The organism is Pseudoduganella buxea (assembly GCF_009720835.1).
Lineage (GTDB): Bacteria > Pseudomonadota > Gammaproteobacteria > Burkholderiales > Burkholderiaceae_D > Rugamonas > Rugamonas buxea.
This window is the reverse complement of the sequence record NZ_WNKZ01000028.1, coordinates 12,855-37,773: the sequence shown is the minus strand read 5'-3', so window position 1 is coordinate 37,773 and position 24,919 is coordinate 12,855. Positions and strand designations below refer to the sequence as shown.

Here is a 24,919-nt window from a genome sequence, read left to right as displayed (position 1 = left end):
GGAATATCCCGTGCCGGCTTGCATGAAAAAATATGGCTCAGGCCAGTTTGGCGGGCATCGCTTCGGCCAGCCGGTGCTCGTACAGCGCCGCCACCACGTCCGACTGCGTGACGATGCCGGCAAAGCGTTCCTCGCCATCCACCACGGGAATATGGTGCAGGCCGCTGTCGGCCATCAGGGGCACCAGGTCGACGATGGGCGTGTCGAGGCGGGCCACGCGGGGCCGGGCCGTCATGATCTGGCCCACCACCTCGGCTTTTTCCGAATGCGACTTGCCGCTGGGGCGGAGAAAGTCGCGCAGGCGCGTGCGCATCGAACGATATTCGTCCAGGCCGCTGTGGCGCAGGAAGTCGCCCTGCGTGACGATGCCGATGACGCGGCGCGCGGGATTGAGCACAGGCACGGCCGCGATATGGTGGGCACGCATGGCCCGCCACGCTTCGGCCAGGCTGGTGGCGAACTCGGCCGTCACGACGTCCTTCGACATGATGTCGCCGCAACTGATGACGCCGAAGCGGCGCTGGTAGGCACGTAATTCCGTTTGCAGGAACAGCGCTTCCAGGTCGTCGCGGCTGATGTCGAGCACCTGTCCATAGCGTTTCAGCACGTCATCCAGGTCCTGCGGCTGGAAGCCCAGCCGCACGGTCGGCACGTCGTCCTTCGTGGCGTGGGGATTCGCGTGCGTCACGACCTGGCTGTGGGGATAGCGCCGGCCCGTCAGGTTGTTGTAGGCGATGGCGGCGGCCACCAGCAACAGGGAATCGATCAGCACGGGACCGAAGGCGAAGGACCAGCCCGCCGCATGCACGGCCGGGCCGCCGATGACGGAGGTCAGCGCGGCGGCGCCACCGGGCGGGTGCAGGCAGCGCAGGCTGAACATGGCGCCGATGGCCAGCGCCGTCGCCACCGACGCCAGGGCCGGCTGCGGCAACGCATGGCCGAGCCAGCGCACGCAGGCGGCGCCGACGAGGGCGGACACGACATTGCCGCCGATCACGGACCAGGGCTGGGCCAGGGGGCTCGCGGGCAGGCAGAACAGCAACACGGACGACGCGCCCATCGGCGCCACCAGCCAGATGGCGTTTTCGCCCAGCAGCACGTGGGCAACGATGCCCGTGATCAGGAGACCCAGCAGGGCGCCGCCGCAAGCGCGCAGCCGTTCGGCGGCGCTGGCCGTCCCCGCCGCCGGAACGAATGCGGTAAAGAAAGATTTCGAAAGCATCTTTCCATTATCCCATGGCTGGGTTTGGGGTGCAGGGCGGGCCGGTGCGGTGGTGTGGCCACTGGGTGTAAGTCGTTGATTCTGCTGGGCCTTGGCAGGCTGCTAGCGCGGTCGGAGCGGGAAACGTCAGCGTACCCACTGAATCGGCACCAAAATGGTCGGGGCGGAAGGCTGCTTACGCCCCAGAGCGGCCGTTTGTGACAAAGAAGCCCCTGAATCTGTTCAGCAATAAAGGGGCATAGCCTAGGTGCAATCAGAGCGGCGAACGGGGACAACGAGACATCGCGGACTGTGCCAGTTTGGGGTATGCCGAGAGATGCGACGCGGTTCAGTGGGCCGCCCCAACGCACCGTATCATGGTGCAGGGCAGCTCATTCGGGCTAGCTGCGGCTGGACTCCTTAGGATGTTATGGCCACCCGATGAACAGTAGCTGGTGAGAAAGCCTAAGGTCGTTGCGATGTGTTTAGGCCAAACGGCGCAACATTTTGAATATATAGATCACTGGATCATTCGGACGGCGGTATTTTTATGCTAATGTTCTATTCGCGATTTCCCTTTACAGCAAATTTCGAATGCATTCTTCTAAAGCAAGTTTTCGCTGCAATTGTGCAGATATTTCAGTATTAATAGTAGCGATTCGGTCTCGAGCCGCTTCAATGCCCAACCATTCTCCTTCAAGATCCAAAATACCTGTAACCTCAGTTTTCTTGAATTGCTCACAAAGATAAGTCAGGCGAGTGTGCAAGACGTCAATCTCACTTGTGGTCGAACTTATTAGCGCTGTATAGGCAGATATTCTTATCTGGGCGCTTTGTGCGGCCAATGTTTCATTGAGGGTGGCTCTGGTTTCGCCGAGCTCTTCTTTTTGTATTCGAACCGACTTCGTAAGCCAATAGAATGCCGAAAACGCAATTATCGGGTTTAATATTCCGCCAATAAAATCGCCCAGCGTACCCCAGTCGCCACTATCAATCGACACCGGAATGGAATGGTATATAAACCACGAAAAATAGCTAAGAGTCAGAACCAAACCAAATCCGACTATTAGCCTTTTGGATGAACGTATACCGTCGTCGAGTAGTTGCAAATCCTCATCCAGCATTTTTCTTCTTGCATCGCTCATATTGAACTCTATTTCCGGATTGCGGTTTTTCCAGACAGAATGCGTGAGTAATTCACCAACCATCCCTTCGGAGTCACGCTAATTGTCTTGCGGCGGTTGTCATCCTCGTCAATCTGGCTAATAAGCAACCCTGCATCTTCAAGCTCTTTCACAAGAGGGCGGAGCGTATTTACGCTGTCGAAGCCGAAGCTCTGGAATTGGCTGAGTGAAAAAGAATCCCTTAGTTCCTCCGCCATCGCGGTAAGATCGAAGACCTCGAATGCTTTCTGCTTAACCGCGCTACTACATGCCTTCTCGTTGTCTTGTGCCTCTTTGGTCAACCACTTCGCGAAAACAGTTTTCTTCTCATCATCGTTTCTTGGGCGAAGACTATTTTCATATGTCCAAATGCAATAGTCATGGCATTTGGATAACGTTGTGCGCAGGTTTTGGTTTAGTACAGTGTAAAGCAGGTCAAACTCAGCACTTGTTAAAGGCAGATACCCGGCGCCCTCAGCGACTTGGTAAGCTTGGCGACGACTGGAAAAAATGTGTTCTGTACAGTTCTTCGTAAGCGGAGTGACTTCAATCGGGCTTTCGAGATGGCCAGCAAGTCGTGGGGTTGAAGCAACTGACAGAATAATGTTGTTCGCACCGCAAAGAACCCACCGAATTCCTTTAACTGAGAAGAGGGTGTCCCGTAATGACTCCAGGCATTGCCGTGCACGTTTCGAAGTCTGTAATAGTTCGAGATTGTCGAGAACACACACGACTGCACCCTTGTGCTGGCCGGAGAATATGTCTGCAAGCCAATTTTTGAATCCGCTTTCAAAATGAGAAGTCGCTAGAGTGTTGGAGTTTGTTTGCTCAATGTGGGTAGTATTCAGTGAGTTGGATCCACTTATTGCAAGTCGCCATTCGCCTAATAGATTTAGATCAAGAATTGAATTCAAAACTGCAGCGCCAGGCATTCCGGTTTCCAGCGCATCTAGTTCCTGTTTGCGTTCGCTGAGAGTAAGTGCAACTTCTGATAAGACATGTTTCTGAAAAGCCACCAAGTCGTCGATATTGTCCAGTTGGAAAACCGTCCTGCAAGGAATAAATAGGCGATTTGCCGGGGACTTAAGATAAGCAAGATAGCAGCGATAAAGAGCTATATTCACCAAGCTTGTTTTTCCAATGCCGTTCGAGCCGTCTAGCGTGACCAGCTTTTTTGAAGCATTTAAGCGAGTCATCACTTTCCTCGTTTCTATATCGCGCCCAACTAATAACTGGTGTCCAATGGCGTCAGCCCTAAGTGCTTCAGGCTCAAACGGACAGCTACTGAATCCCCACCCGGTGTACATGAGATCTTCCCTTTTTTTGTGCCTGTCCAGCACGTTTAATATCGTTAAGCAATTAATGAGCTAAATTAGATTCGCTGGTGCAGTGGTAGTGAACCTAATGCCTGGACCTCATAAATCCTCGTATTCATTCAGTGCCCGCTTCTGGCCGAAAACGGAACTTCGTCGCAGCAGTGCAACTCAGCAAAAAGCGGCGAAGCCCGCTACTTTACGCCTGGTAGCCGCAGAAATTTCCTCAACGTCGCATCTTTCTGGCAAGTCCATCTGCATCACAAATTGCCTAAAGTTCGATCCAGTTCAGGTGGTTGCGGTAATCAACGATAATTAGCCTATCGAACGGATGAGCAAGAGGTGGGTCGAAGTTCCTGCCAGTGTCTTGGTAGAAATCCGACTCCATATTCTTGTCAATATTGTTGACCAGAACAAGCCACCATGCGTTGTACTTGTTGCGAATGGGAGGTACGACTTTAGACTTCTTTGCCTCTATGCAGGTGCGCAAGTTCTCCATCACTAGAGCCGCCGCATTCCCGCCAACGTTCCCGTCAGCTATGACCCACGGGAAGAAATACACCCCATGATCCTTGGTAGACCGAGAAAGCTCTATTCCGAGCGTTTCAGATATAGCAAGGATGGTGTCTGTGCGGGCCGCCTGTGCTTTAAACGTCTGTAGAGCGGTCCTAACCCTGTTCCGTAGCCGCTTCCATGTAATTGGGCGACGGTAGTCAATCGTCACGTGCCAGCATTCGCCATCGACGGACGGCCCGAACTCTCTAAGCATCGTATACAAGGGTGGCAAGATCTCAAACTCAGCCTTTTCAAATCCAACCTGCTCTCGGTTACGCTGCGTGTAGTGCTGGTTAAGTCGCCTGACTTCTACACCGACAGCCTGCCCACCTAATGAGAAATCGGGGAAGGTCTTGTATCCTTCCGGCTCGTACTTTACCCCGCCTAGGTTCTGCGAAACTAGGAACTGGCACGCGATCTCTTCTTCTGCATCCATAGGCGTCGTCACTCTGCATCAATCGGAACATCATACGGTATATGAGCACGCTGCCGCGTGATCACACCTGCTGTCTATCTCAGCAGGTCCGGGCATGGGCCGGCAAGCATCTCCTTCCAGATACGCGGCGATTCAGTCAGCTTACTTGAGCGTAAAAGGCACGGTTGTTAGTCTAGAGAATAGATTGCTTACTGCTTAAACGGCTCATTCGCTGCTTCGACCCTCAATTCGAGCTCATGGGCCTCGGCAACGCCAACACTGACTAACCGCCCAAGGACGCGGTCGATACGGCCACGTAATGGATGCGCCGGTCCGAGCAAGCCCGGCTCTTCGATGATTGCCGCATTCAGCCATTGGACTACCTTCCGTCCGATGCCCATGTCGACCCACAGCCCGGGCGCCTGTGAGCGACCAAACCAAGCCTCGGTCGCTTCGAGCAGAAAATCAAGGTGACGCGCGCGCGTGGCAACTAGAAGTAGGTTCATCGCGCACAGCGCCACAAAAGCCGTCGGACCGCCTGGCAGCAGCGGTCTTATCGCTGGAAGAAGCTGGTCAACGCGGTCGAACAACACGGGAGGCAGATAGCTCCGCGTTCCGTTGAACGGGTTGTAAGTGCTCAACATTATCTGGGCGATAATCCCAGCGCTGTCCATGTCGATCCGTGAACTGGCCGGATCATCAGCATACTTCCACCTGTGGAGTGCCATCACGCGTTGAGCTAAGCGAGTACGCAATTCGGCAGGCCGTGCGGCTGAACGCGCAGGATCATTGAAATAGAGCACGTCGGCCGAGTGAATGACAGTCTGCGCGACTTTGCCGAATGGCTCGTCCGGCAGATCTGTTACGAGCGTCAGATCGGCTTCGAACGACGCATCTGTAGCGTCGAGTAGCTGCTCGGCGAAAAGCGCGTAGTAGTGCAGATTCCACTCGTGCGGATCGCGATCGATCTCGATATCTACAGGTAGACCGAGCCCGTTCATCCGAGAGGTCCAATCGACATAAGCCTCGACCACCTCCTGCCTCCAATCGTTTACCCCCTTGGGTGCAGCTTGAACCATCGCCAGCCATTGTGCTGCCGCGCTACTGCTGACGTGGATGATCGACGATGAATCAGCAACTGCAGACTTGAACACCTCATCTTCATCAAACTCTGCCGCCGTGTTGAGCCCAGCTACTTGGAGACGGGAACCGCGCCGCAGAAGCGGGTGTTCCTCTGGCCAAGCCGGCCAGGGAGGTTCGGCCTCGCCGTCCAGCCATGCGATCTCGGCCCTGATTGCAGTATCGATCGCTGCGGTCCGCTCGGCACTGAAGCGCGCATGCTCTACATCGTCTTCTTCGTTATAGCTCTTCCAACGCCAAGTCATGCTTGCGAACGCAGCGCGCGTTGCTACCTTGAAGAGCTTGGGCTCGATTTTTAGGATAAGCCCTAGTCCGGCTGAGAATGCCGGCGCTGCACTATGATCCTCGCGCGTCGCAAGCCGAATCAGCGTGTTCCGGTCCGTCTCACTTCCACGCCGAGCCCAAAGATGAATCAAAGTGAGGATGGCGATCGCCGGCCGATTGAAGCGCAGCGTATTCTCTGATCCGAAACTGCGCTCAGAACTCTTCTCGAGCGCGATGGCAATGACCTTACGGACCCAGGCCTCCTCGGTGGCAAGCAGAGTGTCGTCACCGTCGCGAGCAACCAGCAGGGCAGTCGTGATCAGGCGAGTTGAACGCGACTTGAGGTCATCGGTATCGCTATCGTTGGGAAGGTCGCCGCCCGCATAATCAACCGCATCGCGGGCAGTGGCGGCGGTGGCGTATTCGCCTCCGCTAGAGATCGCCAAATCGATGCGCGATTCAATCTCGGTCGAACGCATGAATGCGACCCACTGCTTCTCCATTGCTTCGAGATGCGCTGCCTCCTCCGCTGGCGGTCGATATTCTAGTCTTCCGTCTCCGATGTCGGCCCAGTTCGATTGCTGCAGCATATTGTTGGCAACCCGTGCGATTAACCGCGCGTCAGCCCAAGTCGAGTAGGATTGAATGGGCTCAAGGTTCGCGACGGCGGCACCCAGCTGATCACGCAGGCGGTTCGCCACGGGATCAGTTCCCCGATAAAAGCGCACCACGTCGAACAAGGTCAGCCGCCTCGACAGACGGGCCTTCAAGTCGGCGAGCCTGACCTTTGCGTCCGGCTCTTTCCCGATCGCAAACTGATCAAGGCCCAATCCAAGCTGATCATGATCCCGACGCATGCGGTCTGTAGCCAGCAGCTCGGGATCTGCGATCAACGGCGCCACGGCATCGCGCGCTACGTCGAAATGCGACAGCAGCACATCGACCGCAACTAGAAGGTATGCCGCACAGCTGCCTTGGGGCCCGAGAATATCGCCGAGCACTTCATCTACCGGGGCGCCATTGTCGAGCCGTTGCTGGCTCCAGGCTTCCATCGCCTTGAGCCCGGAGGCGGCCGAATAATCGCGGCATTGATCCCGCGACCAGAGATAGCTGTCGGCCCGGGGGAAAAAGCGTGGACCGTCGCCGAAATCGGCAGTGAAGCCTGAATCCACGGACGCGCACGTATGGCCGCTAAAGGCAATCGCTTCCGCGACCAGTGTACGAACCAGCCTTAGTCCTTCGGCAGGCGCGAACTCCAACAGATCAAGGAATGGAGGCTGTGCTGGCGAGGCAGGCAAGTAATTGCTATCGGCGAAAGTGAAAGCTTGCTTCCTTATACGGTCACGGTGATCGCGGCGGCTTCCCTGATCCCGTGTTTGGAGGAGACTCGCTAACACGAGTTCAACCAGCTCGGCGGGCGCAACGGGCGCAATTACTTTCGAAAACTGCCGGATCGCATCGGCCTTGTGGCTGTCCCGCTCGCTGCTGACCTCCTTGAGATAGGCCTTCAACTCATCAGGTGCGAATTTGCCGAGCAAGAGAGCCATCAGCCGAAGTTGCTCGATCATGCCGGTTCGCCCGTCGCGCGCGCTCCTCCCGAGGTTCCGTTCACTTGGAATCGTCACTACAGCGTCTCGGACATCGAGCTGTCGCAGCCAGCCAAACAGCATGACAGCAGTTTGATGGGCGAGCAGCTCAAGATGGTTGAGGAGAAAGAGCTGTATTTTGACCAATTCGACCACGGCGTCGATCGCTGACATCGGTATCTCGGCCACACGCGCCAATACCCAGCGCAGCACCACGATGGCTGAGCCGGTCACATCAATCCGATAGGAACGCGGCATATCGATCCTGGTACCGTCCGGCATACTCAGTAAGTCGGAAGGCGGCACGGTTTCGACCGTGGCAATCGTTGTGCACAATTCAACGAGGAGAGCCGCCCCGTCCTCAAGCAATCTGGTGCCGCACTTTTCGAGCAGTTCGTATCCGGCCTCCGAACGCGACAAGCCGAGGACCGCCTGACGTCGCCAGGACCCATGTGCCTCGGGGACCGAGAGCTGCCCGAGCAGCTGGACCCACCCATTGCAATCCGCACCCGACTCGAGTGCAAGGCGGGCGGCAAACTCGATACCGCGGGCAACGCGCGGCGAGACCGGCACGGTCATGTTCAGAGCAGCCAGATGCTGGGGGTGCTCAGCGATATAACTGCCTATTGCCCAGTCGCGCAACACGTCGTGATAGAAGTCGAGCCGGTCGCGTCGCACCTCCCTGAGCGTCATCGTCCGGATTAAATGTGAACGTGCCGCCGAATCCTCAGCGATCTCAAGCCCTTCTTCGCCTCGCAACGCTCCAGCGGCTAGCGCGGCCATCAGCCGTTGCGAGGCACGAACGTCTTTCGCAGGCGCGCCGTCCGCACTCGCCCACCATAACCCAGCCATCTCAGCTTCGGTCCGGATCCCGGTAGCGCTGCGTACTTTCAGCAGCCGAGATAACCGGTAGAGATTTCGGGCAAGTCCAGCAGCCGGATGCTTCGGGTCCAACAGTGATCGGAGACTCGGCGCTTGATCTACAAGAGTTGCCGCTTCGTCTTCCGATAGGGTCCCAACCTGTATCGGGTACGCGCCCCCCAATGCAGAAATGATTTGATCGTCGAGCCAGGGTTTGACATCGATGTTTCCGGCCGTCCGCATAGTGGCAATTACCTTGAAGTCGGGGATCGCGCTCGCTGCCCTCATCAGCTCGGCAATAGTGCGTTGGCGACCGACGTCGTCGAACATGTCTAAGCCATCGATGAAGAGCATCGCGCCTCCGCTTGCGGCTAGATCTGTCAGGAATTCGACCGCTGTTCCTGGGATGCCGAAATGGTTTGAAAACGGCAGCCAGCCTCCCGCAGGCGTTGCATCCCGGTCGAGGACGATAATCGGTGCCTGGCGCAAAACGCGCTCGGCGAGATGGCGAAGAACCCATGATTTACCGACGCCAGGGTCCCCGCGGACCTCGACGAAACGATGCGCTTCAGATGCATCGTCGACCGCAGCGACTGCTTCTAGCCGCGGCAAGGTCACCCCCACCACGCTCGTGCCGATATGGGCAAGCGTGTTCTGCGCGAGCTCGGCAAGCCTGACGCGTGCCGGGCCATACTCGCGGATGCCGGCAAGCCGGAAGCCCGCCTCGGCCAGGTCGGCCAGTAAGGCGGTTCGGTTGATTTCACCGCCGGTAGTCCCGCTCTTTATTGACAAATCGACCAGCCGGCTCCACAGCGATCCTGCACGGTCGATATCCTCGTCGGCTAGCGCCATCCGTGCGAGTGCATGCCCATAGGTTCGGGTGATCGGTGATCTCGCTTCGAAATCGAACTCGAGGATGAGCATCCGCCGCAATAGCCGCCAAATTGCATCGTCGTCATCAGCGACCCCGCGCGCAACAAGGTGCTTTCGCGTCGTCACAACGAATTCGCGCATATCTTTGCTCGCGATGCCCTTGGCGTTCAGCCGAGTGAAGAAAGCTGCCGCGTCCTCCATTGTTCGCGCCCATTTGAGCACATCCTGATAAGCACCGGAAATTTTGCGGCTGGTTCGCTGTGTCGCTATGCCGAGAAAGTGTCGATCCGCCGGCACGGAACCCACCACGCTCCGTGCGATCTGGGAGGCTACGTCTTGATAGACGCTATCCTGCGGCGAGAAAGTGATATCCCGCTTCGACTGGATTTCGAGAACGAAGCCGCCGGACGGTCCCACGCCCGAAACAATCAGGTCATCCAGCTTGAACCCTTGTTCGGTACCTTGGAATCGGACGCTTACAACCTGTGCATCTGGCATGCCCGGCGCCCGATTGCCCGTCAATAAGGCTAGCAAATAGAGAGCACCTAGTTCCCCTTCGATATAAGCGCCGGCGGGGCCTCGCGAGGCCGGGCTTGAACCGCGCCCCATTTCAGAGATCGGCTGTAATTCCATCATGGATCCGGAGTGTGAAGGGTTGTCCTGCGGGTCAAAAAGCATAAACGACGTTGCAATTGATGATGTAAAACTCGATATGGATCAATGCGGCCCTTGGAGACTGGCCGCCTTTGGCCAAAAACAGCCAGTCGGCAGTGCTTACTCTACATCAGATTATGCAACGCGCCAGCGGATGGTGGTCGCGTGAAGGTACTCGTCGACCACTAGGCCATCTCATCGTTTCGCATCACGTTGCAAGCTCACGGCGCAGTACCATGCGCCACCAGATCCAACGGCAGCGCCGTCGTGTACTTGATCTGCTCCATCGAAAACGCCGACGACACGCCCGTCAGGTTGGCGGCGCGGATCAGCTTCTTGTAGAAGCGGTCGTAGCCTTCGATATCGGTCGTCACCACCTTCAGCAGGTAGTCGACGTCGCCGCTCATCCGGTGAAATTCCAGCACCTCGGGCAGGGCGACGACGGCGGCGGCGAAGTTGGCCAGCCATTTCTCGTCGTGCTGGCTGGTGCGCACGCTGACGAAGACCGTCACGGGCAGGCCCGTCTTGCGGCGGTTGACGATGGCGACGCGGCTGTCCAGGTAGCCTTCTTCTTCCAGCCGTTTCAGCCGTTTCCAGCAGGGCGTGCTGGTCAGCCCGACGCGCTCGGCCAGGTCCGCCACGGACAGAGTGCCATCCACCTGCAAGGCGCCGAGAATTGCGTAATCGAACTTGTCGAGATGGTTCATGCTACGTCCGCCAATCTATTGGGATATTCATGCTGTTTCTGATGGTTATAGCAGCCATTTTAGGACATATTTATCGTCATTAACAATTAAGCTATCCCCATGACGAACGAACTCTACCTCGATGGCAACGCCACCAGCGCCGTATTGCCCGCCGCTTTGCAGGCGGCGATGGACGCGATGGCCCATCGTTATGGCAATCCCAGCAGCACCCATGCGGCCGGTCTGAAGGCCAAGGCCCTGATGCTGGGCGTGCGCGAGCGGGCCCGTCGCCTGCTGGGCATAGGGGACGGCCGCCTGATGTTCAACAGCGGCGCCACCGAAGGCATCCAGACGGCCATCCTGTCAGCCCTGTGCGCCATCCGTGAACGTCGCGCCCTGGGCCTGCCTGCGGGCGAGCTGCTGGTCTACGGGGCCACCGAACACAAGGCCGTGCCGGAAAGCCTGGCGCACTGGAACCGCCTGCTGGGCCTGGATCTGGCCGTGCAGCCCTTGCCTGCCGACGCCAACGGCCGCCACGACCTGGCCGCGCTGCGCGCGCTGGCACCCCGGGCGGCCCTGGTCTGCACGATGGCGGCGAACAACGAAACGGGCGTCATTTCGGACCTGGACGGCATCGGCGCCGTGCTGGAGGGCAGCCCCGCGCTGTGGCTGGTCGACTGCGTACAGGCGCTGGGCAAGCTGCCGCTGCACCTCGCGCGCACCCGCATCGACTACGCACCGTTTTCCGGCCACAAGCTGTATGCGCCGAAAGGCATCGGCATGCTGTATGTCCGCGCCGGCGCGCCGTTCACGCCGCTGATGATGGGCGGCGGCCAGGAAGCGGGTCAGCGTTCCGGCACGGAAAACATGGCCGGCATCGCCGCGCTGGGCGCCGTGTTGCAGGCGCTGGAGGAGGGCGGCACCTTCCGCACGCATGCCGAGCTGGTGGCGTTTCGCGATGCCGTGGCGGACAGCCTGCGCCAGGCCCTGCCCGGCATCGTCTTCAACGCCCCGTTCGACGGCACGCTGCCCACTACGCTCAATTTTTCCGTGCCCGGCCTGTCGAGCAAGGAATTGCTGGACCTGTTTGACGCCGCCGGCATCCGCGTCTCCGCCGGCAGCGCCTGTTCGGCCGCGAAGGCCGCGCCCAGCTACGTGCTCGACGCGATGGGCCTGCCAGAATGGCGCAGCAGCAGCGCCGTGCGGCTGTCCTTCGGTCCCGCCACGGACGCGGCAATGATCGCCGCCGCCTGCGAACGCATCGCCCACTGCGGCGAGGTCTTGCGCGCGGCGCCGATGCCCGATGGCCTGGTGCAACTGACGGCGGGCGGCGCCCACACGTGGCTGGTCTGCGATGCCGCGAGCGCCACCTGCGTCGTCATCGACCCCCAAGCGGCGCTGGAAAACCGCATCGGCAGCCTGGTGCAGGGCTACCGGGTGCTGGCCCGGCTGTCCACGCGCGACGGCAGCGGCTGGCCGGAAGGCGAACAGGCGCTGGCGCTGGGCGCACGGCAACTGCGCCGGCTGGCGGTCGGCGGCGGCACCGTCTGCTACCTGCTGGACGACACCCATGCCTTCACGGGCCACGCCACCGCCGCCGACCTGGCGACGTTGCTGCCGCCGGAGACCCTGCTGTGCACGGCATCGGCCCAGCAGGAAGCCTGCTGCACCAGCCTGCGCGTGGCGCTGGCGCAGCGCCCGCCGTCCCCCGATGCGGACGTGAACCTGGACAGCAAGGCGCTGGCCGACCTGCTGCGGGCCCACCCGGATGCGTTGCTCGTCGATGTGCGCGAAGCCCACGAACATGCGGCCGAAGGCAGCGCTCACGGCCACGCCGCCATCAGCGTGCCCCTGAGCCGCCTGGCCGGCCAGCTGCCCCGCTGGCTGGAGCCGGACGGCGCGCAGCGGCCACTGGTGTTCTTCTGCCGCAGCGGCAACCGCAGCGCCAGCGCCGCCGATTGCCTGCGCCGCCACGGCTATCGCCAGGCCTACCACCTGGCCGGCGGGATGGCCCTGCGCGGCTGAGCGCGTTTACCTGTCTTACCTGTCTTACCTGTTTTGCCTTTCGCGGCGACCTTAGGGCCGCCGTTTTTTTTCGTTTGCCGTCCGGCCGGGTTGGCGCGATACTGTCCTGCCCCGGTAAAAGCGACCCGAGCGAACCATGACCACAGTCGACCAACTCCACGGCAGCTGCCTGTGCGGCGCCATCGCCTACCGCGCCGATGGGCCGGTCTTCCACGCCAGCCATTGCTACTGCACCATGTGCCAGAAACAGCATGGCGCCGGGGCCGGCTCGTATGCCAATGTCGGCAGCGCCGGCTTCGTCATCGAACGGGGCGAGGATGCGGTGACGGAATACGCCTCGTCCGACCATGGCCGGCGTGGCTTCTGTCGCGTCTGCGGGTCGACGCTGTACTGGCGCAGCACCGAGTCCCCCGACCGGATCGCCGTCACCCTCGGCACCCTGGAGCCGGCATATGCCGGCCCGGTCGAGCGCGAGCTGTATGTCGACACGAAGCCGGGCTGGCTGCCGACCCGCTGAACGAGCGCTATTGCAGGTTTTACATTTCTAATGGGATATATGTACGCTAGCGTACAGTGACGTCCCGTGCGCCCGCCTAACATTGCCTGGAACATACTTCCAGTTACGGCGGGCCCCAAGCCTGCCAGTCAAGCGAGGCACCCCTTGAAACAACAGCTCCCACGGTGGGCCGGTTTGCCGGCCGGCTTTCGCGAATCCACGTCGGGTTCTTTGCCTTCTTCCAATCCGGAAGACGACGACCTGCCGCTGAGAGCCGAGCTCTTCAGCGCGCAGCAGATGGCCAATCACGGCCGCGCGCTGGCCACGTCCCACCGGCTGAGCAAGAAGGGCGGTGGCGACCGCCTGCTGGCGCGCCTGACGGACAATGCCGGCGTGCTGCGCACCACCATCGGCGACCTGACCACGGCCGTCAAGGAAGGACGGCAGGTCACGCCCGCGTCGGAATGGCTGCTGGATAACTACTACCTGATCGAAGAGCAGGTCCGCATCGCGCGCCGCCACCTGCCGAAGGATTACAGCAAGGAGTTGCCGCGGCTGGAACCGGCCGCCGGCACGTCGGCCGGCACGCCGCGCGTGTACAAGCTGGCGCTGGAGGTCATCGCCCATGGCGACGGCCGCGTCGATCCGGAAAGCCTGTGCCGCTTCGTCGAGGCCTACCAGGAGGTGGCCCCGCTCACCCTGGGCGAACTGTGGGCCATTCCCATCATGCTGCGCCTGGCGCTGCTGGAAAACCTGCGCCGCGTGGCCGCGCGCGTGGCGGAAAACCGCTTCCAGCGCGACCTGGCCAACAGCTGGGCCGACCAGATGGTCGACATCGCCGACAAGAATCCCAGCGGCCTGATCCTCGTCGTGGCCGACATGGCGCGTTCGAATCCTCCCGTCACCAGCGCCTTCGTGGCCGAAATGGCGCGGCGGCTGCAGGGCCAGAGCCCGGCCCTGACCCTGGCGCTGACGTGGATCACCTACCGGCTGGCCGACAGCGGCCAGACCATCGAGCAGCAGATCCAGGCCGAAATCGGCCAGCAGGCGGCCGAGCAGGTCTCGATCGCCAACAGCATCGGCAGCCTGCGCTTCCTCGGCACGATGGACTGGCAGGAATTCGTCGAGACCATGAGCAAGGTCGAACACGTGCTGCGCGAGGACCCGGCCGGCTTCTATGGCGCGATGGACTTCGCCACGCGCGACCAGTACCGCCACGTTATCGAGAAGATCGCGCGCCGCTCCACGCTGGCCGAGGCGGACGTGGCACGCCAGGCCATCGAACTGGCGCGCGCCCATGCGGGCAGCGGCGACGTGCGCCATGGCCACGTCGGCTTCTACCTGATCGGCAAGGGTGCGCTGCTGCTGGAGAAAAAAGCCGGCATGCGCCGCACGCCCGGCGAGGCGCTGCGCAAGACCTTGCGCGCCGCGCCGTTGACGTCCTACCTCGGCTCGATCGCCGCCCTGTCCGTCGTGCTGACGGCGCTGATGCTGGAACGGGCGCTGCGCGACGGCGTCGCCGGCTGGGCCCTGGTGCTGCTGGCCGTGCTGGGACTGATGGGCAGCAGCCAGCTGGCGCTGGCCCTGGTGAACTGGGTCGCCACCCTGGTGACACGCCCGGCGCCGCTGCCGCGCATGGACTTCAAGGAAGGCATTCCGTCCGACGCCCGTGCCATCGTCGTGGTCCCGTCGCTGCTGTACAGCGTCGAGAACGTCGACGAGCTGTGCGAGCAGCTGGAAGTGCGCTACCTGGCCAACCGCGACCCGAACCTGCGTTTCTGCCTGCTGTCCGATTTTGCCGATGCACCGACCGAAACGCTGCCGGCCGACGGCCCGCTGCTCGAGCGCGCCCGCGCCCATATCGAGGAACTGAACCGCAAATACGAGGCGGCCGGCGATGGCCAGCCCTTCCTGCTGCTGCACCGCCCGCGCCTGTGGAACGCAGGCGAACACGCGTGGATGGGCCACGAACGCAAACGCGGAAAGCTGGGTGACCTGAACCGCTTCCTGCGCGGCGGCGCGCGCGACCGCTTCATGCTGGTGGTGGGCGATACGTCCGATCTGGCGACGATGAAGTACGTCATCACGCTCGACGCGGACACACAGCTGGCGCGCGATTCGGCGCGCCAGTTCGTCGCCACGATGCGCCACCCGCTGAACCTGCCGCAGGTCGATGCGCGCCGCAACTGCGTCGTCGAAGGCTACGGCATCCTGCAGCCGAGGGTGACCGTCAGCCTGCCAAGCGCCAAGGCCTCGCTGTACGAAAAACTGTGCGGCGGCGAGCCGGGCATCGACCCCTACACCCGCACCGTATCGGACGTCTACCAGGACGTCTTCGCCGAAGGCTCCTTCATCGGCAAGGGCATCTACGATGTCGACGTGTTCGAGCAGGTGCTGGGCGAACGCTTCCCGGAGAACCGCGTGCTGAGCCACGACCTGCTGGAAGGCTGCTACCTGCGCGCCGGCCTGCTGTCGGACGCCCAGCTGTACGAACAATACCCGCAGCGCTACCGCGACGACGTGAGCCGGCGCCAGCGCTGGACCCGCGGCGACTGGCAACTGGCGGGCTGGCTGGCCGGCAAGGTACGCACGGCCGCGGGCACGCGCGAACGCAATCCGCTGTCGGCCCTGTCGCGCTGGAAGCTGTTCGACAACCTGCGCCGCAGCCTGGTGGCGCCCGTGCTGACGCTGTCGCTGCTGCTGGCCTTCGCCGCGCTGCCGCACCCGTGGTTCTGGACCGCCGCCGTGCTGGCCATCATCTTCGTGCCGGCCATCGCCGCCGCGCTGTACAGCCTGGCCCACAAGTCGCCCGATACCCTGTGGCGCCAGCACATCCCCAATTCGCTGCGCCGCAGCGGCATGCACTTCGCCCATGGCCTGCTGACGCTGGTGTTCCTGCCCTACGAAGCGTGGTTCAGCCTCGACGCCATCGCCCGCACCCTGTGGCGCATGCTGGTGTCGCACCGGCACCTGCTGGAGTGGCGCGCCTCGGCCCTGTCCCGTTCCAACGGTGGCATGGCCAGCAGCTGGCGCACCATGTGGATCTCGCCGGCGCTGGCGCTGGGCGCCGGTGCCGCGCTGGCCACGTGGCGCATCCATGCCTTCGAGGCAGCCGCCCTGTTCCTCGTCGCCTGGTTCGCCGCGCCCGTCGTCGCCTGGTGGATCAGCCGCCCGATCGAGCAGTTGCAGGCCCAGCTCTCCGGCGAACAGCGCCTGTTCCTGCACGCACTGGCACGCCGCACGTGGGCCTGGTTCGACACCTTCGTCGGCCCGGACGATCACTGGCTGCCGCCCGATAACGTGCAGGAGCACCCCAGCACCGTCATCGCCCACCGTACCTCGCCCACCAATATCGGCATGGCGCTGCTGGCCAACCTGACCGCCTACGACTTCGGCTATGTCACGAGTGCGCAGCTGATCGCCCGGACGGAAAAGACCTTGCAGACGATGGGCACGATGGAGCGTTACCAGGGCCACTTCTACAACTGGTACGACACGCAGACAACCAAGCCGCTGATGCCGATGTATGTGTCGACGGTGGACAGCGGCAACCTGGCCGGCCACCTCTTGACGCTGCAGGCGGGCCTCCTGGGACTGGCCGACCAGCCCGTGCTGGGCCCGCAGTTGCTCGACGGCCTTGCCACCACGTGGCGCGTGCTGGGCGAGGAGGCCGGCAAGGCCGGCATCGAGGCGCCGTCATTCGCGCCGCTGCGCGACGCTGTCGCCCCCGTACAGCCGGTCTACCCGACCAACCTGGTGCAGCTGCGCGAGTGGCTGGAGCGCGCCAGCGGCGCGGCCGATGCCTGCGCCGCCGACCCGGCCGTGGCCGGCGACGCCACGGTCAGCATGTGGGCCACCGCCCTGGCCGCCCAGTGCCATGCGGCGCTGGAAGAATTCAGGCTGCTCGCGCCCTGGGTGGGCGCGGCTATCGGCACCGTGTTCGATGCCAGCCTGCTGCGCATTCCCACCTTGCGCGAACTGGCCGGCTATCCGCTGGCCGGCGCCGCCCTGTCCGACCTGGCGCCGGACGAACGCGAACGCCGCCAGCAGCTTTCCGTGCTGGTCGAGCAGGGCGCCGCCGTGGCGCGCGAACGCCTGGCCACGCTGGCTACGCTGGCTGCGCAGGCGCGCGACTTCGCCCAGATCGACTACAGTTTCCTGTTCAACCGCACCACGAAGCTGCTGGCGATCGGCTACAACGTCACCGACCGCCGCCTGGACGCCAGCTATTACGACCTGCTGGCCTCCGAGGCGCGCCTGGCCAGCTTCATCGCCATCGCCCAGGGCCAGCTGCCGCAGGAGCACTGGTTCGCGCTGGGCCGCCAGCTGTGCATCGTGCACGGCGAGCCCGTGCTGCTGTCGTGGAGCGGCTCGATGTTCGAGTACCTGATGCCCCTGCTGGTGATGCCGACCTATCCGCACACCCTGCTGGATCAGACTTACCGCTCCGTCATCGCCGCCCAGATCGAATACGCCCGCCAACGCAACGTGCCGTGGGGGATTTCGGAATCGGGCTACACGACGGTGGACGCAGCCATGAACTACCAGTACCGCGCCTTCGGCGTGCCGGGCATCGGCATGAAGCGCGGCCTGGCCGAGGACCTCGTCGTGGCGCCATATGCGTCGATGATGGGCCTGATGGTGGCGCCGGAAGCGTCGTGCCAGAACCTGGAGAAGATGGCCGAACTGGGCTTCATGGGCCGCTACGGCTTCTACGAGGCGGTCGACTACACGCCGGCGCGCCTGCCGCGGGGACAGTCCTTTGCCATCGTCAAGTCCTTCATGGTGCACCACCAGGGCATGGGCTTCCTGTCGCTGTCCTACCTGCTGCACGACCGCCCCATGCAGCGCCGCTTCGAATCGGACCCCATGCTGCAATCGGCACTATTGATGCTGCAGGAGCGCAGCCCGCAACTGGGCGCCTTCTATTCGAACAGCTCCGAGCAGGCCGCCGCGCTGCGCGAGGCGGGCACGCAGGAACAGGCCAGCCCGATGCGCGTGCTGACCCAGCCCAATTCGGCCGTGCCGGAAACCCAGCTGCTGTCGAACGGGCGCTATCACGTGATGGTCACGGCCGCCGGCGGCAGCTACAGCCGCTGGAAGGACCTGGCCGTGACGCGCTGGCGCGAGGACAGCACGCGCGACAACTGGGGCAACTTCTGCTACGTACGCGACGTCGACGACGGCCGCTACTGGTCCAATACCTACCAGCCCACGCTGGCCGAGCCGGAACGCTATGAAGTGATCTTCTCGGAAGGGCGGGCCGAATTCCGCCGCAGCGACCATGGCATCGACCTGTACACGGAAGTGGTCGTGTCGCCGGAAGACGATATCGAGATGCGCCGCCTGCGCGTGACGAACAAGTCTGACCGTCCCCGCACCATCGAGCTGACCAGCTTCGCCGAAGTGGTGATGGCGCCCGCCGCCGCCGATGCGGCCCACCCGGCCTTCTCGAAACTGTTCGTGCAGACCGAGATCGTGCCGGACGAAAGCGCCATCCTGTGCACGCGCCGGCCCCGCGGCAAGGACGAGCACACGCCGTTCATGCTGCACCTGATGACGGTGCACGATGCCCGCGTGGTGGAAGTGTCGTACGAGACGGACCGGGCCCACTTCATCGGGCGCGGCAACTCGGTGCAGGCACCGCGCGCGCTGCTGGAGAAGGGCGCGCTGGCCGGCGGCCAGGGCTCCGTGCTGGACCCCGTCGTTGCCATCCGCTACCAGATCACCCTGCAGCCGGACCAGGTGGCCACCGTCGATATCGCCACCGGCATGACGGACACGCGCGAAGCGGCCCGGCACCTGATCGACAAGTACCAGGACCGCCACATGGCCGACCGCGTGTTCGAACTGGCCTGGACCCACAGCCAGGTGATCCTGCGCCAGCTGAACGCCAGCGAGGCGGACGGCCAGCTGTACAGCCGCCTGGCCAACCACGTGATCTACCCGAACGCGGCGCTGCGGGCCGAGCCCTCGGTGCTGATCCGCAACCAGCGTGGCCAGTCCGGCCTGTGGCCGTATGCGATTTCCGGCGACCTGCCGATCGTGCTGCTGCAAGTGAAGGATGCGGCCAATATCGAGCTGGCGCGCCAGCTGGTGCAGGCCCACGCCTACTGGCGCCTGAAAGGGCTGGTGGTCGACCTGGTGATCCTGTTCGAGGACACCTCCGGCTACCGCCAGGCCCTGCACGACCAGATCATGGGTCTGATCGCTTCCGGCATCGAGGCGCAGTCGATCGACCGGCCGGGCGGCATCTTCGTGCGCCCGCTGGAACAGATCTCGACGGAAGACCGCGTGCTGCTGCAGACGGTGGCGCGGGTTATCGTCGGCGACGGCCGCGGCACCCTGGCCGAGCAGGTCAAGCGTTCCGGCCCGCCGCCGCTGCGCATGCCGCCGCTGCTGGCCGACAGCCGCGGCGAATACGACGATGCCGGTCCCGCCACCCACCTGCCGCACGATTTGATCCTGTCGAACGGCATCGGCGGCTTCACGCCGGACGGACGTGAGTACGTGATCGTCACGGGCCCCACCCAGCGCACGCCGGCGCCATGGTCGAACGTGCTGGCCAACGCGCAGTTTGGCAGCGTCATTTCGGAAAGCGGCCAGGCCTACACGTGGCACGAGAATGCCCACGAGTTCCGCCTGACGCCCTGGCACAACGACCCCGTGACGGACGCCAGCGGCGAAGCGTTCTACCTGCGCGACGAAAGCAGCGGCCACTTCTGGTCGCCCACGCCGCTGCCGGCGCGAGGCACGGGCAACTACGTCACCCGCCATGGCTTCGGTTACAGCACCTTCGAGCACACGGAAGGGGGCATCACGTCGACGTTGACGACCTTTGTCGCCACCGACGCGCCGGTGAAATACATCGTGCTGAAGGTGCGCAACGACTCGCCCGTGGAGCGGCGCCTGTCCGCCACCGGCTACGTCGAATGGGTACTGGCCGACCTGCGCGCCAAGTCCGGCATGCATATCGTGACGGAGCTCGATCCCGTCAGCGGCGCCCTGTTCGCCCGCAATGCCTACAACACGGAATTCTCCGGCCGCGTGGCCTTCTTCAATGCCGACGCCACCACCCGCACCCTGACGGGCGACCGCACGGAATTCATCGGCCGCAACGGCAGCCTGGCCAGCCCGGCGGCCATGCGCCGCCAGCGCCTGTCCGGCAAGGTCGGCACGGGGCTGGACAGCTGTGCGGCGCTGCAGGTGCCATTCGAGCTGCTGCCGGGCCAGGAACGCGAGATCGTGTTCGTGCTGGGCCTGGGCGGCCGGCGCAGTGCCGATGCCACCACGATGGTGCAGAAGCATGGCGGGCAGAATGCGGCCCACGAGGCGCTGGCCGCCGTGCGTGCGCACTGGGACAGCACCCTGGGCGCGGTGCAGATCGCCACGCCCGAGCCGGCACTGGACGTCATCGCCAACGGCTGGCTGATGTACCAGACCATCGCCTGCCGCCTGTGGGCACGCAGCGGCTACTACCAGTCCGGCGGCGCCTTCGGGTTCCGCGACCAGCTGCAGGATGCGATGGCCATGGTGCACACGGAACCGCACCTGCTGCGCGAACACCTGGTGCTGTGCGCATCGCACCAGTTCGTCGAAGGCGACGTGCAGCACTGGTGGCATCCGCCGTCGGACCGGGGCGTGCGCACGCACTGCTCGGACGATTACCTGTGGCTGCCCCTGGCCGCCAGCCGCTACGTCCAGGTCACGGGCGACGCCACCGTGCTGGACGAACAGGCCCACTATATCGAAGGGCGCCTGGTCAAGCCGGACGAGGATTCATACTATGACATGCCGGCCCGTTCGCCCCAATCCGGCGACCTGTACGAGCACTGCGTGCGCGCCATCCGCAACGGCCTGAAGTTCGGCGTGCATGGCCTGCCGCTGATCGGTTCCTGCGACTGGAACGACGGCATGGACAAGGTGGGCGAGGAGGGCCGCGGCGAAAGCGTGTGGCTGGCCTGGTTCCTGATCGAGGTGCTGCGCCAGTTCGCGCCCGTCGCCGAGGCCCGTGGCGACACGGACTTCGCTGCCCTGTGCAGGAGTGAAGCGGACAAGCTGGCCGCCAATGTCGAGCAGCACGCGTGGGACGGCCAGTGGTATCGGCGCGCCTATTTCGACGATGGCACGCCGCTGGGATCGCACGAGAACGAGGAATGCCAGATCGATTCGATTTCGCAAAGCTGGGGCGTGCTGTCCGGCGCGGCCGATCCGGAGCGCGCCAAGGGCGCGATGGCGCAGGTCGACGCGCGGCTGGTGCGGCGCGACTACGGCCTGATCCAGCTGCTCGACCCGCCGTTCGACAAGGCCGACCTGAACCCCGGCTATATCCGCGGCTACGTGCCGGGTGTGCGCGAGAACGGCGGCCAGTACACCCACGCGGCCATCTGGACCGTGATGGCCTTCGCCCAGCTGGGCGAGACGGACAAGGCGTGGGAGCTGATGCGGCTGATCAACCCCGTGCAGCACGCCAGCGATGCCGACAACGTCGCCGTCTACAAGGTGGAGCCGTATGTCGTCACGGCCGACATCTACGCCGTCGCGCCCCATGTGGGCCGGGGCGGCTGGAGCTGGTACACGGGTTCGTCCGGCTGGATGTACCGGCTGATCCTGGAGTCGCTGCTGGGTGTGCGGCGCACCGGCACCACGCTGGCCATGGCCCCACGCCTGCCGGCCGATTGGGAAGGCTTCACCCTGAGCTACCGCTACGGCACCAGCCGCTACCTGATCCGCGTCACGCGCGGCGCGGCAGCACTGGTGGTGGACGGCCAGTTCCAGGCCGACGGGGTCATCACGCTGGTCGATGACGGCGCCGAACACGCCGTCGAACTGCGCGTCCCCGTCGGCTGATATTGCTTGAAAAATGGGGACAGACCCCATTTTTCATGCAATCTTTCCTGGAAAATGGGGTCTGTCCCCATTTTCTGAGCAATTTCTACAGCCCCATCGCCTGGCCGGCTCCCATCAACGTGGCAATGCCCAACGCGACGAAAATCACGGCGGCGATGCCGTGCACCAGCTTCAGGTTGACGGCGGTGGCGGCGCGCTTGCCGATGTAGACGGCAGGGACGTTCGCCAGCATCATGCCCAGCGTCGTGCCCAGCACCACGGGGATCATCTGCTCGAAGCGGGCCGCCAGCGCGACGGTGGCGATCTGGGTCTTGTCGCCCATTTCGGCCAGGAAGAAGGCGATCACGGTGGCGGCGAAGACGCCATAGCGACTGCTGTGCGGTTCGTTCTCGTCGATCTCGTCGGGCACCATGATCCAGGCGGCCATGGCGAGAAAGCCCAGGCCCAGCACCCAGCGCAGGATGTCGGGTCCCATCAGGTTCGTGATCCAGCTGCCGACGGCGGCAGCGCAGAAGTGGTTGACGACGGTGGCGACGAAGATGCCGAAGACGATCGGCAGCGGACGGCGGAACTGGGTGGCGAGGACAAAGGCGAGCAATTGCGTCTTGTCGCCGATTTCGGCGAGGGCGACGACGCCCGTTGAGACAAGGAAGGCTTCCATATAGGTGGCAAGGGCCGGACGTTAACCAAGGACCCATGGGCAGCCCCGGCCCAGATGACGGCCGCCCGTGGGTCATTGGTCTCGCCAGGCCTTGCGGCCATCTGCACCACGGCCTGCTTTCGGCCGATTGTGTTGACGCAGATACTTCCCGCGATGCGGGCAGGAGGCTACTCCCCAAGAACCCGCGCATCATATCAGACCCAACCGATGAGGCGCCAGCATGGCCGAAGGCGGCACGAAAACCTGTCTCTTCTATGCTATTCTCCACCGCGCCCGCCCCGCCACCGGGGCCGGCCACCGTCAATTCGAAAGAGACTCCATGCGAACACCCATCACTTCGCGCTGGGCGGCGCCGGTCATCACGCTGGCGCTGCTCGGCCCCGTTTCCGCCTTCGCCCAGGACCCGCTGAGCTACGCCCGCTACAACGAGGTGCGTACCACGGCGCTGCACCTGGACCTGAAGGCCGACTTCGGCCGCAAGACGCTGTCCGGCTTCGCCGAACTGACCTTGAACTGGCTGGACAAGAATTCCCGCACCCTGGTGCTCGATACGCGCCAGCTCAGCATCGCCCGCGTGCAGGTGCTGACGCCTGCCGGCAGCTGGGCGCCCGCCTCGTACATGCTGGACAAGGCCGACCCGAAAAAGGGCCAGGCGCTGCGCATCTCGCTGCAGAACCAGCCGCAGAAAGTGCGCATCTACTATCACACGGCGCCCACCGCCAGTGCCCTGCAGTGGCTCACGCCCGCCCAGACCCTGTCCGGCAAGCGGCCCTTCATGTTCAGCCAGTCGCAGCCCATCGATGCGCGCTCCTGGGTGCCCGTGCAGGATACGCCGGCCGTGCGCTTCACGTATTCGGCGAAAGTGGCGGCACCGGCCGGCATGCGCGTCGTCATGAGCGCCGAGAACGACCAGAAAGGCACGGGCAAGGGCGGCTGGAACTTCCGCATGCCGCAGCCGATTCCTTCCTACCTGCTGGCGATCGCCGTGGGTGAACTGGAACTGCGCAATCTCGGCCCCCGCACGGCCGTGTACGCGGAGCCGGGCCGCATCGAGGCGGCCGCGTTCGAGCTGGCCGACACGGAGAAGATGGTGACGGCGGCCGAATCGCTGTACGGTCCCTACCGGTGGGGCCGTTACGACATGATCGTGCTGCCGCCATCGTTCCCCATCGGCGGCATGGAAAACCCGCGCATGACCTTCCTGACGCCGACCATGATCGCGGGCGACCGCAGCCTGAACGATTTGATCGCCCATGAACTGGCGCACTCCTGGTCCGGCAACCTCGTCACGAACGCGTCGTGGAAGCACTGGTGGCTCAACGAAGGCTTCACCACCTATGTCACCACCCGCATCATCGAGAGCCTGTATGGCGCCGAAGTGGCCGAGATGAACCTGCAGGTCGAGCAGGAAGAAGCCCTGGCGTCGCTGAAGGATATCCCCGTGGCCAAGCAGGCGCTGCTCACGCGCGACCCCGACGTCAACCCCGAGACCTACACGGACGAAGGCCTGGCCTACCCGAAAGGCGCCTGGTTGCTGCGCACCCTGGAGCAGCGCGCCGGCCGCGAAGTGTTCGACCCGTTCCTGCGCGGCTGGTTCGACCAGCATGCCTTCCAGTCGGCGACGACGGAGCAGTTCCTGGCCTACCTGCGCGCCAACCTGCTGGACAAGCATCCGGAAGTGATGGGCCAGGCCGAACTGGACGAGTGGCTGTACGGCGCCGGCATTCCGGCCACGGCGCAGCGCGTCGTGTCGCGGCGCTTTGCCGCCGTCGATGCCCAGCGCGATGCGTGGCTCAAGGGCGAGCAGGCCACGGCCGACCTGACGGCGCGCGGCTGGACCGCGACCGAATGGATGCACTTCCTGAACGATATCGACCGCAAGGCCAATGCCGCGCAGCTGAAGGAACTGGACCAGACCTTCGCGCTGCGTACCAGCCGCAATAACGAGATCGCCTTCCGCTTCTACCTGGCCGCCGTGCATGCGAACTACGATGTGCGCGAACCGCTCAACGCATTCCTGATGAGCGTGGGCCGCCAGAAGTTCGTCGTGCCCCTGTACACGGCGCTGCTGAAGACTCCGACCCAGGCCGCCTGGGCGCGCGACGTCTACCGCAAGGCGCGCCCGCGTTACCACCCCGAGACGCAAGGATCGGTGGACAAACTGCTCAAGAAATAA

At 63.2% G+C, this 24,919-nt stretch carries 11 protein-coding genes and 1 riboswitch; of the genes, 4 read left to right on the top strand and 7 right to left on the bottom strand.

The annotated features are described in order from the left end of the window. Positions 1-37: 37 nt before the first annotated feature. The 6 genes from GM672_RS11825 to GM672_RS11800 form a co-directional block, all read right to left on the bottom strand. The gene (locus GM672_RS11825) at positions 38-1,222 is read right to left on the bottom strand and encodes an HPP family protein (protein ID WP_155470729.1); all 1,185 of its coding nucleotides are present in this window, start codon (positions 1,220-1,222) and stop codon (positions 38-40) included. Between the two features lie 557 nt (positions 1,223-1,779). Next, positions 1,780-2,346, bottom strand: a complete 567-nt coding sequence (locus GM672_RS11820; RefSeq protein WP_155470728.1) for a hypothetical protein — start codon at positions 2,344-2,346, stop codon at positions 1,780-1,782. 8 nt (positions 2,347-2,354) lie between these two features. Then, a complete protein-coding gene (locus GM672_RS11815) occupies positions 2,355-3,704 on the bottom strand; it encodes a helix-turn-helix domain-containing protein (protein WP_155470727.1) in 1,350 nt (449 codons plus the stop codon). A gap of 244 nt (positions 3,705-3,948) precedes the next feature. Beyond that, entirely contained in the window at positions 3,949-4,668 is a 720-nt protein-coding gene (locus GM672_RS11810) for a hypothetical protein (RefSeq protein WP_155470726.1), read from the bottom strand. 188 nt (positions 4,669-4,856) lie between these two features. Beyond that, positions 4,857-10,007, bottom strand: a complete 5,151-nt coding sequence (locus GM672_RS11805) for an NACHT domain-containing protein (RefSeq protein ID WP_155470725.1) — start codon at positions 10,005-10,007, stop codon at positions 4,857-4,859. A 239-nt stretch (positions 10,008-10,246) separates the two neighbouring features. Continuing rightward, positions 10,247-10,732, bottom strand: a complete 486-nt coding sequence (locus tag GM672_RS11800) for an Lrp/AsnC family transcriptional regulator (RefSeq protein WP_155470724.1) — start codon at positions 10,730-10,732, stop codon at positions 10,247-10,249. Between the two features lie 99 nt (positions 10,733-10,831). Here GM672_RS11800 and GM672_RS11795 point away from each other — a divergent pair, with 99 nt between their 5' ends. The 3 genes from GM672_RS11795 to GM672_RS11785 all read left to right on the top strand — a co-directional run bounded on the left by GM672_RS11795 (position 10,832) and on the right by GM672_RS11785 (position 22,082). Continuing rightward, positions 10,832-12,736, top strand: coding sequence for an aminotransferase class V-fold PLP-dependent enzyme (locus tag GM672_RS11795; protein ID WP_155470723.1), 1,905 nt, complete (start codon positions 10,832-10,834; stop codon positions 12,734-12,736). Positions 12,737-12,872: 136 nt separating this feature from the next. Continuing rightward, entirely contained in the window at positions 12,873-13,253 is a 381-nt protein-coding gene (locus GM672_RS11790) for a GFA family protein (protein WP_155470722.1), read from the top strand. 144 nt (positions 13,254-13,397) lie between these two features. Then, positions 13,398-22,082: a glycoside hydrolase family 94 protein gene (locus GM672_RS11785; RefSeq protein ID WP_371867060.1), complete on the top strand. Its 8,685-nt coding sequence runs from the start codon at positions 13,398-13,400 to the stop codon at positions 22,080-22,082. A gap of 85 nt (positions 22,083-22,167) precedes the next feature. Here GM672_RS11785 and GM672_RS11780 read toward each other — a convergent pair whose 3' ends face one another. Then, complete coding sequence (locus GM672_RS11780) at positions 22,168-22,743, bottom strand: TMEM165/GDT1 family protein (RefSeq protein WP_155470721.1); 576 nt, start codon at positions 22,741-22,743, stop codon at positions 22,168-22,170. Between the two features lie 7 nt (positions 22,744-22,750). Further along, a riboswitch (yybP-ykoY riboswitch) is annotated at positions 22,751-22,931 on the bottom strand. A 131-nt stretch (positions 22,932-23,062) separates the two neighbouring features. Between GM672_RS11780 and GM672_RS11775 the strand changes: the two genes are divergently transcribed. Further along, positions 23,063-24,919: a M1 family metallopeptidase gene (locus tag GM672_RS11775; protein ID WP_155470720.1), complete on the top strand. Its 1,857-nt coding sequence runs from the start codon at positions 23,063-23,065 to the stop codon at positions 24,917-24,919.

Coding starts and splice junctions, on each gene's coding strand:
- GM672_RS11820 (WP_155470728.1), bottom strand. CDS start 2,346: ATGAGCGATGCAAGAAGAAAAATGCTGGATGAGGATTTGCAACTACTC.
- GM672_RS11780 (WP_155470721.1), bottom strand. CDS start 22,743: ATGGAAGCCTTCCTTGTCTCAACGGGCGTCGTCGCCCTCGCCGAAATC.
- GM672_RS11790 (WP_155470722.1), top strand. CDS start 12,873: ATGACCACAGTCGACCAACTCCACGGCAGCTGCCTGTGCGGCGCCATC.
- GM672_RS11795 (WP_155470723.1), top strand. CDS start 10,832: ATGACGAACGAACTCTACCTCGATGGCAACGCCACCAGCGCCGTATTG.
- GM672_RS11800 (WP_155470724.1), bottom strand. CDS start 10,732: ATGAACCATCTCGACAAGTTCGATTACGCAATTCTCGGCGCCTTGCAG.
- GM672_RS11825 (WP_155470729.1), bottom strand. CDS start 1,222: ATGCTTTCGAAATCTTTCTTTACCGCATTCGTTCCGGCGGCGGGGACG.
- GM672_RS11805 (WP_155470725.1), bottom strand. CDS start 10,007: ATGATGGAATTACAGCCGATCTCTGAAATGGGGCGCGGTTCAAGCCCG.
- GM672_RS11810 (WP_155470726.1), bottom strand. CDS start 4,668: ATGGATGCAGAAGAAGAGATCGCGTGCCAGTTCCTAGTTTCGCAGAAC.
- GM672_RS11775 (WP_155470720.1), top strand. CDS start 23,063: ATGCGAACACCCATCACTTCGCGCTGGGCGGCGCCGGTCATCACGCTG.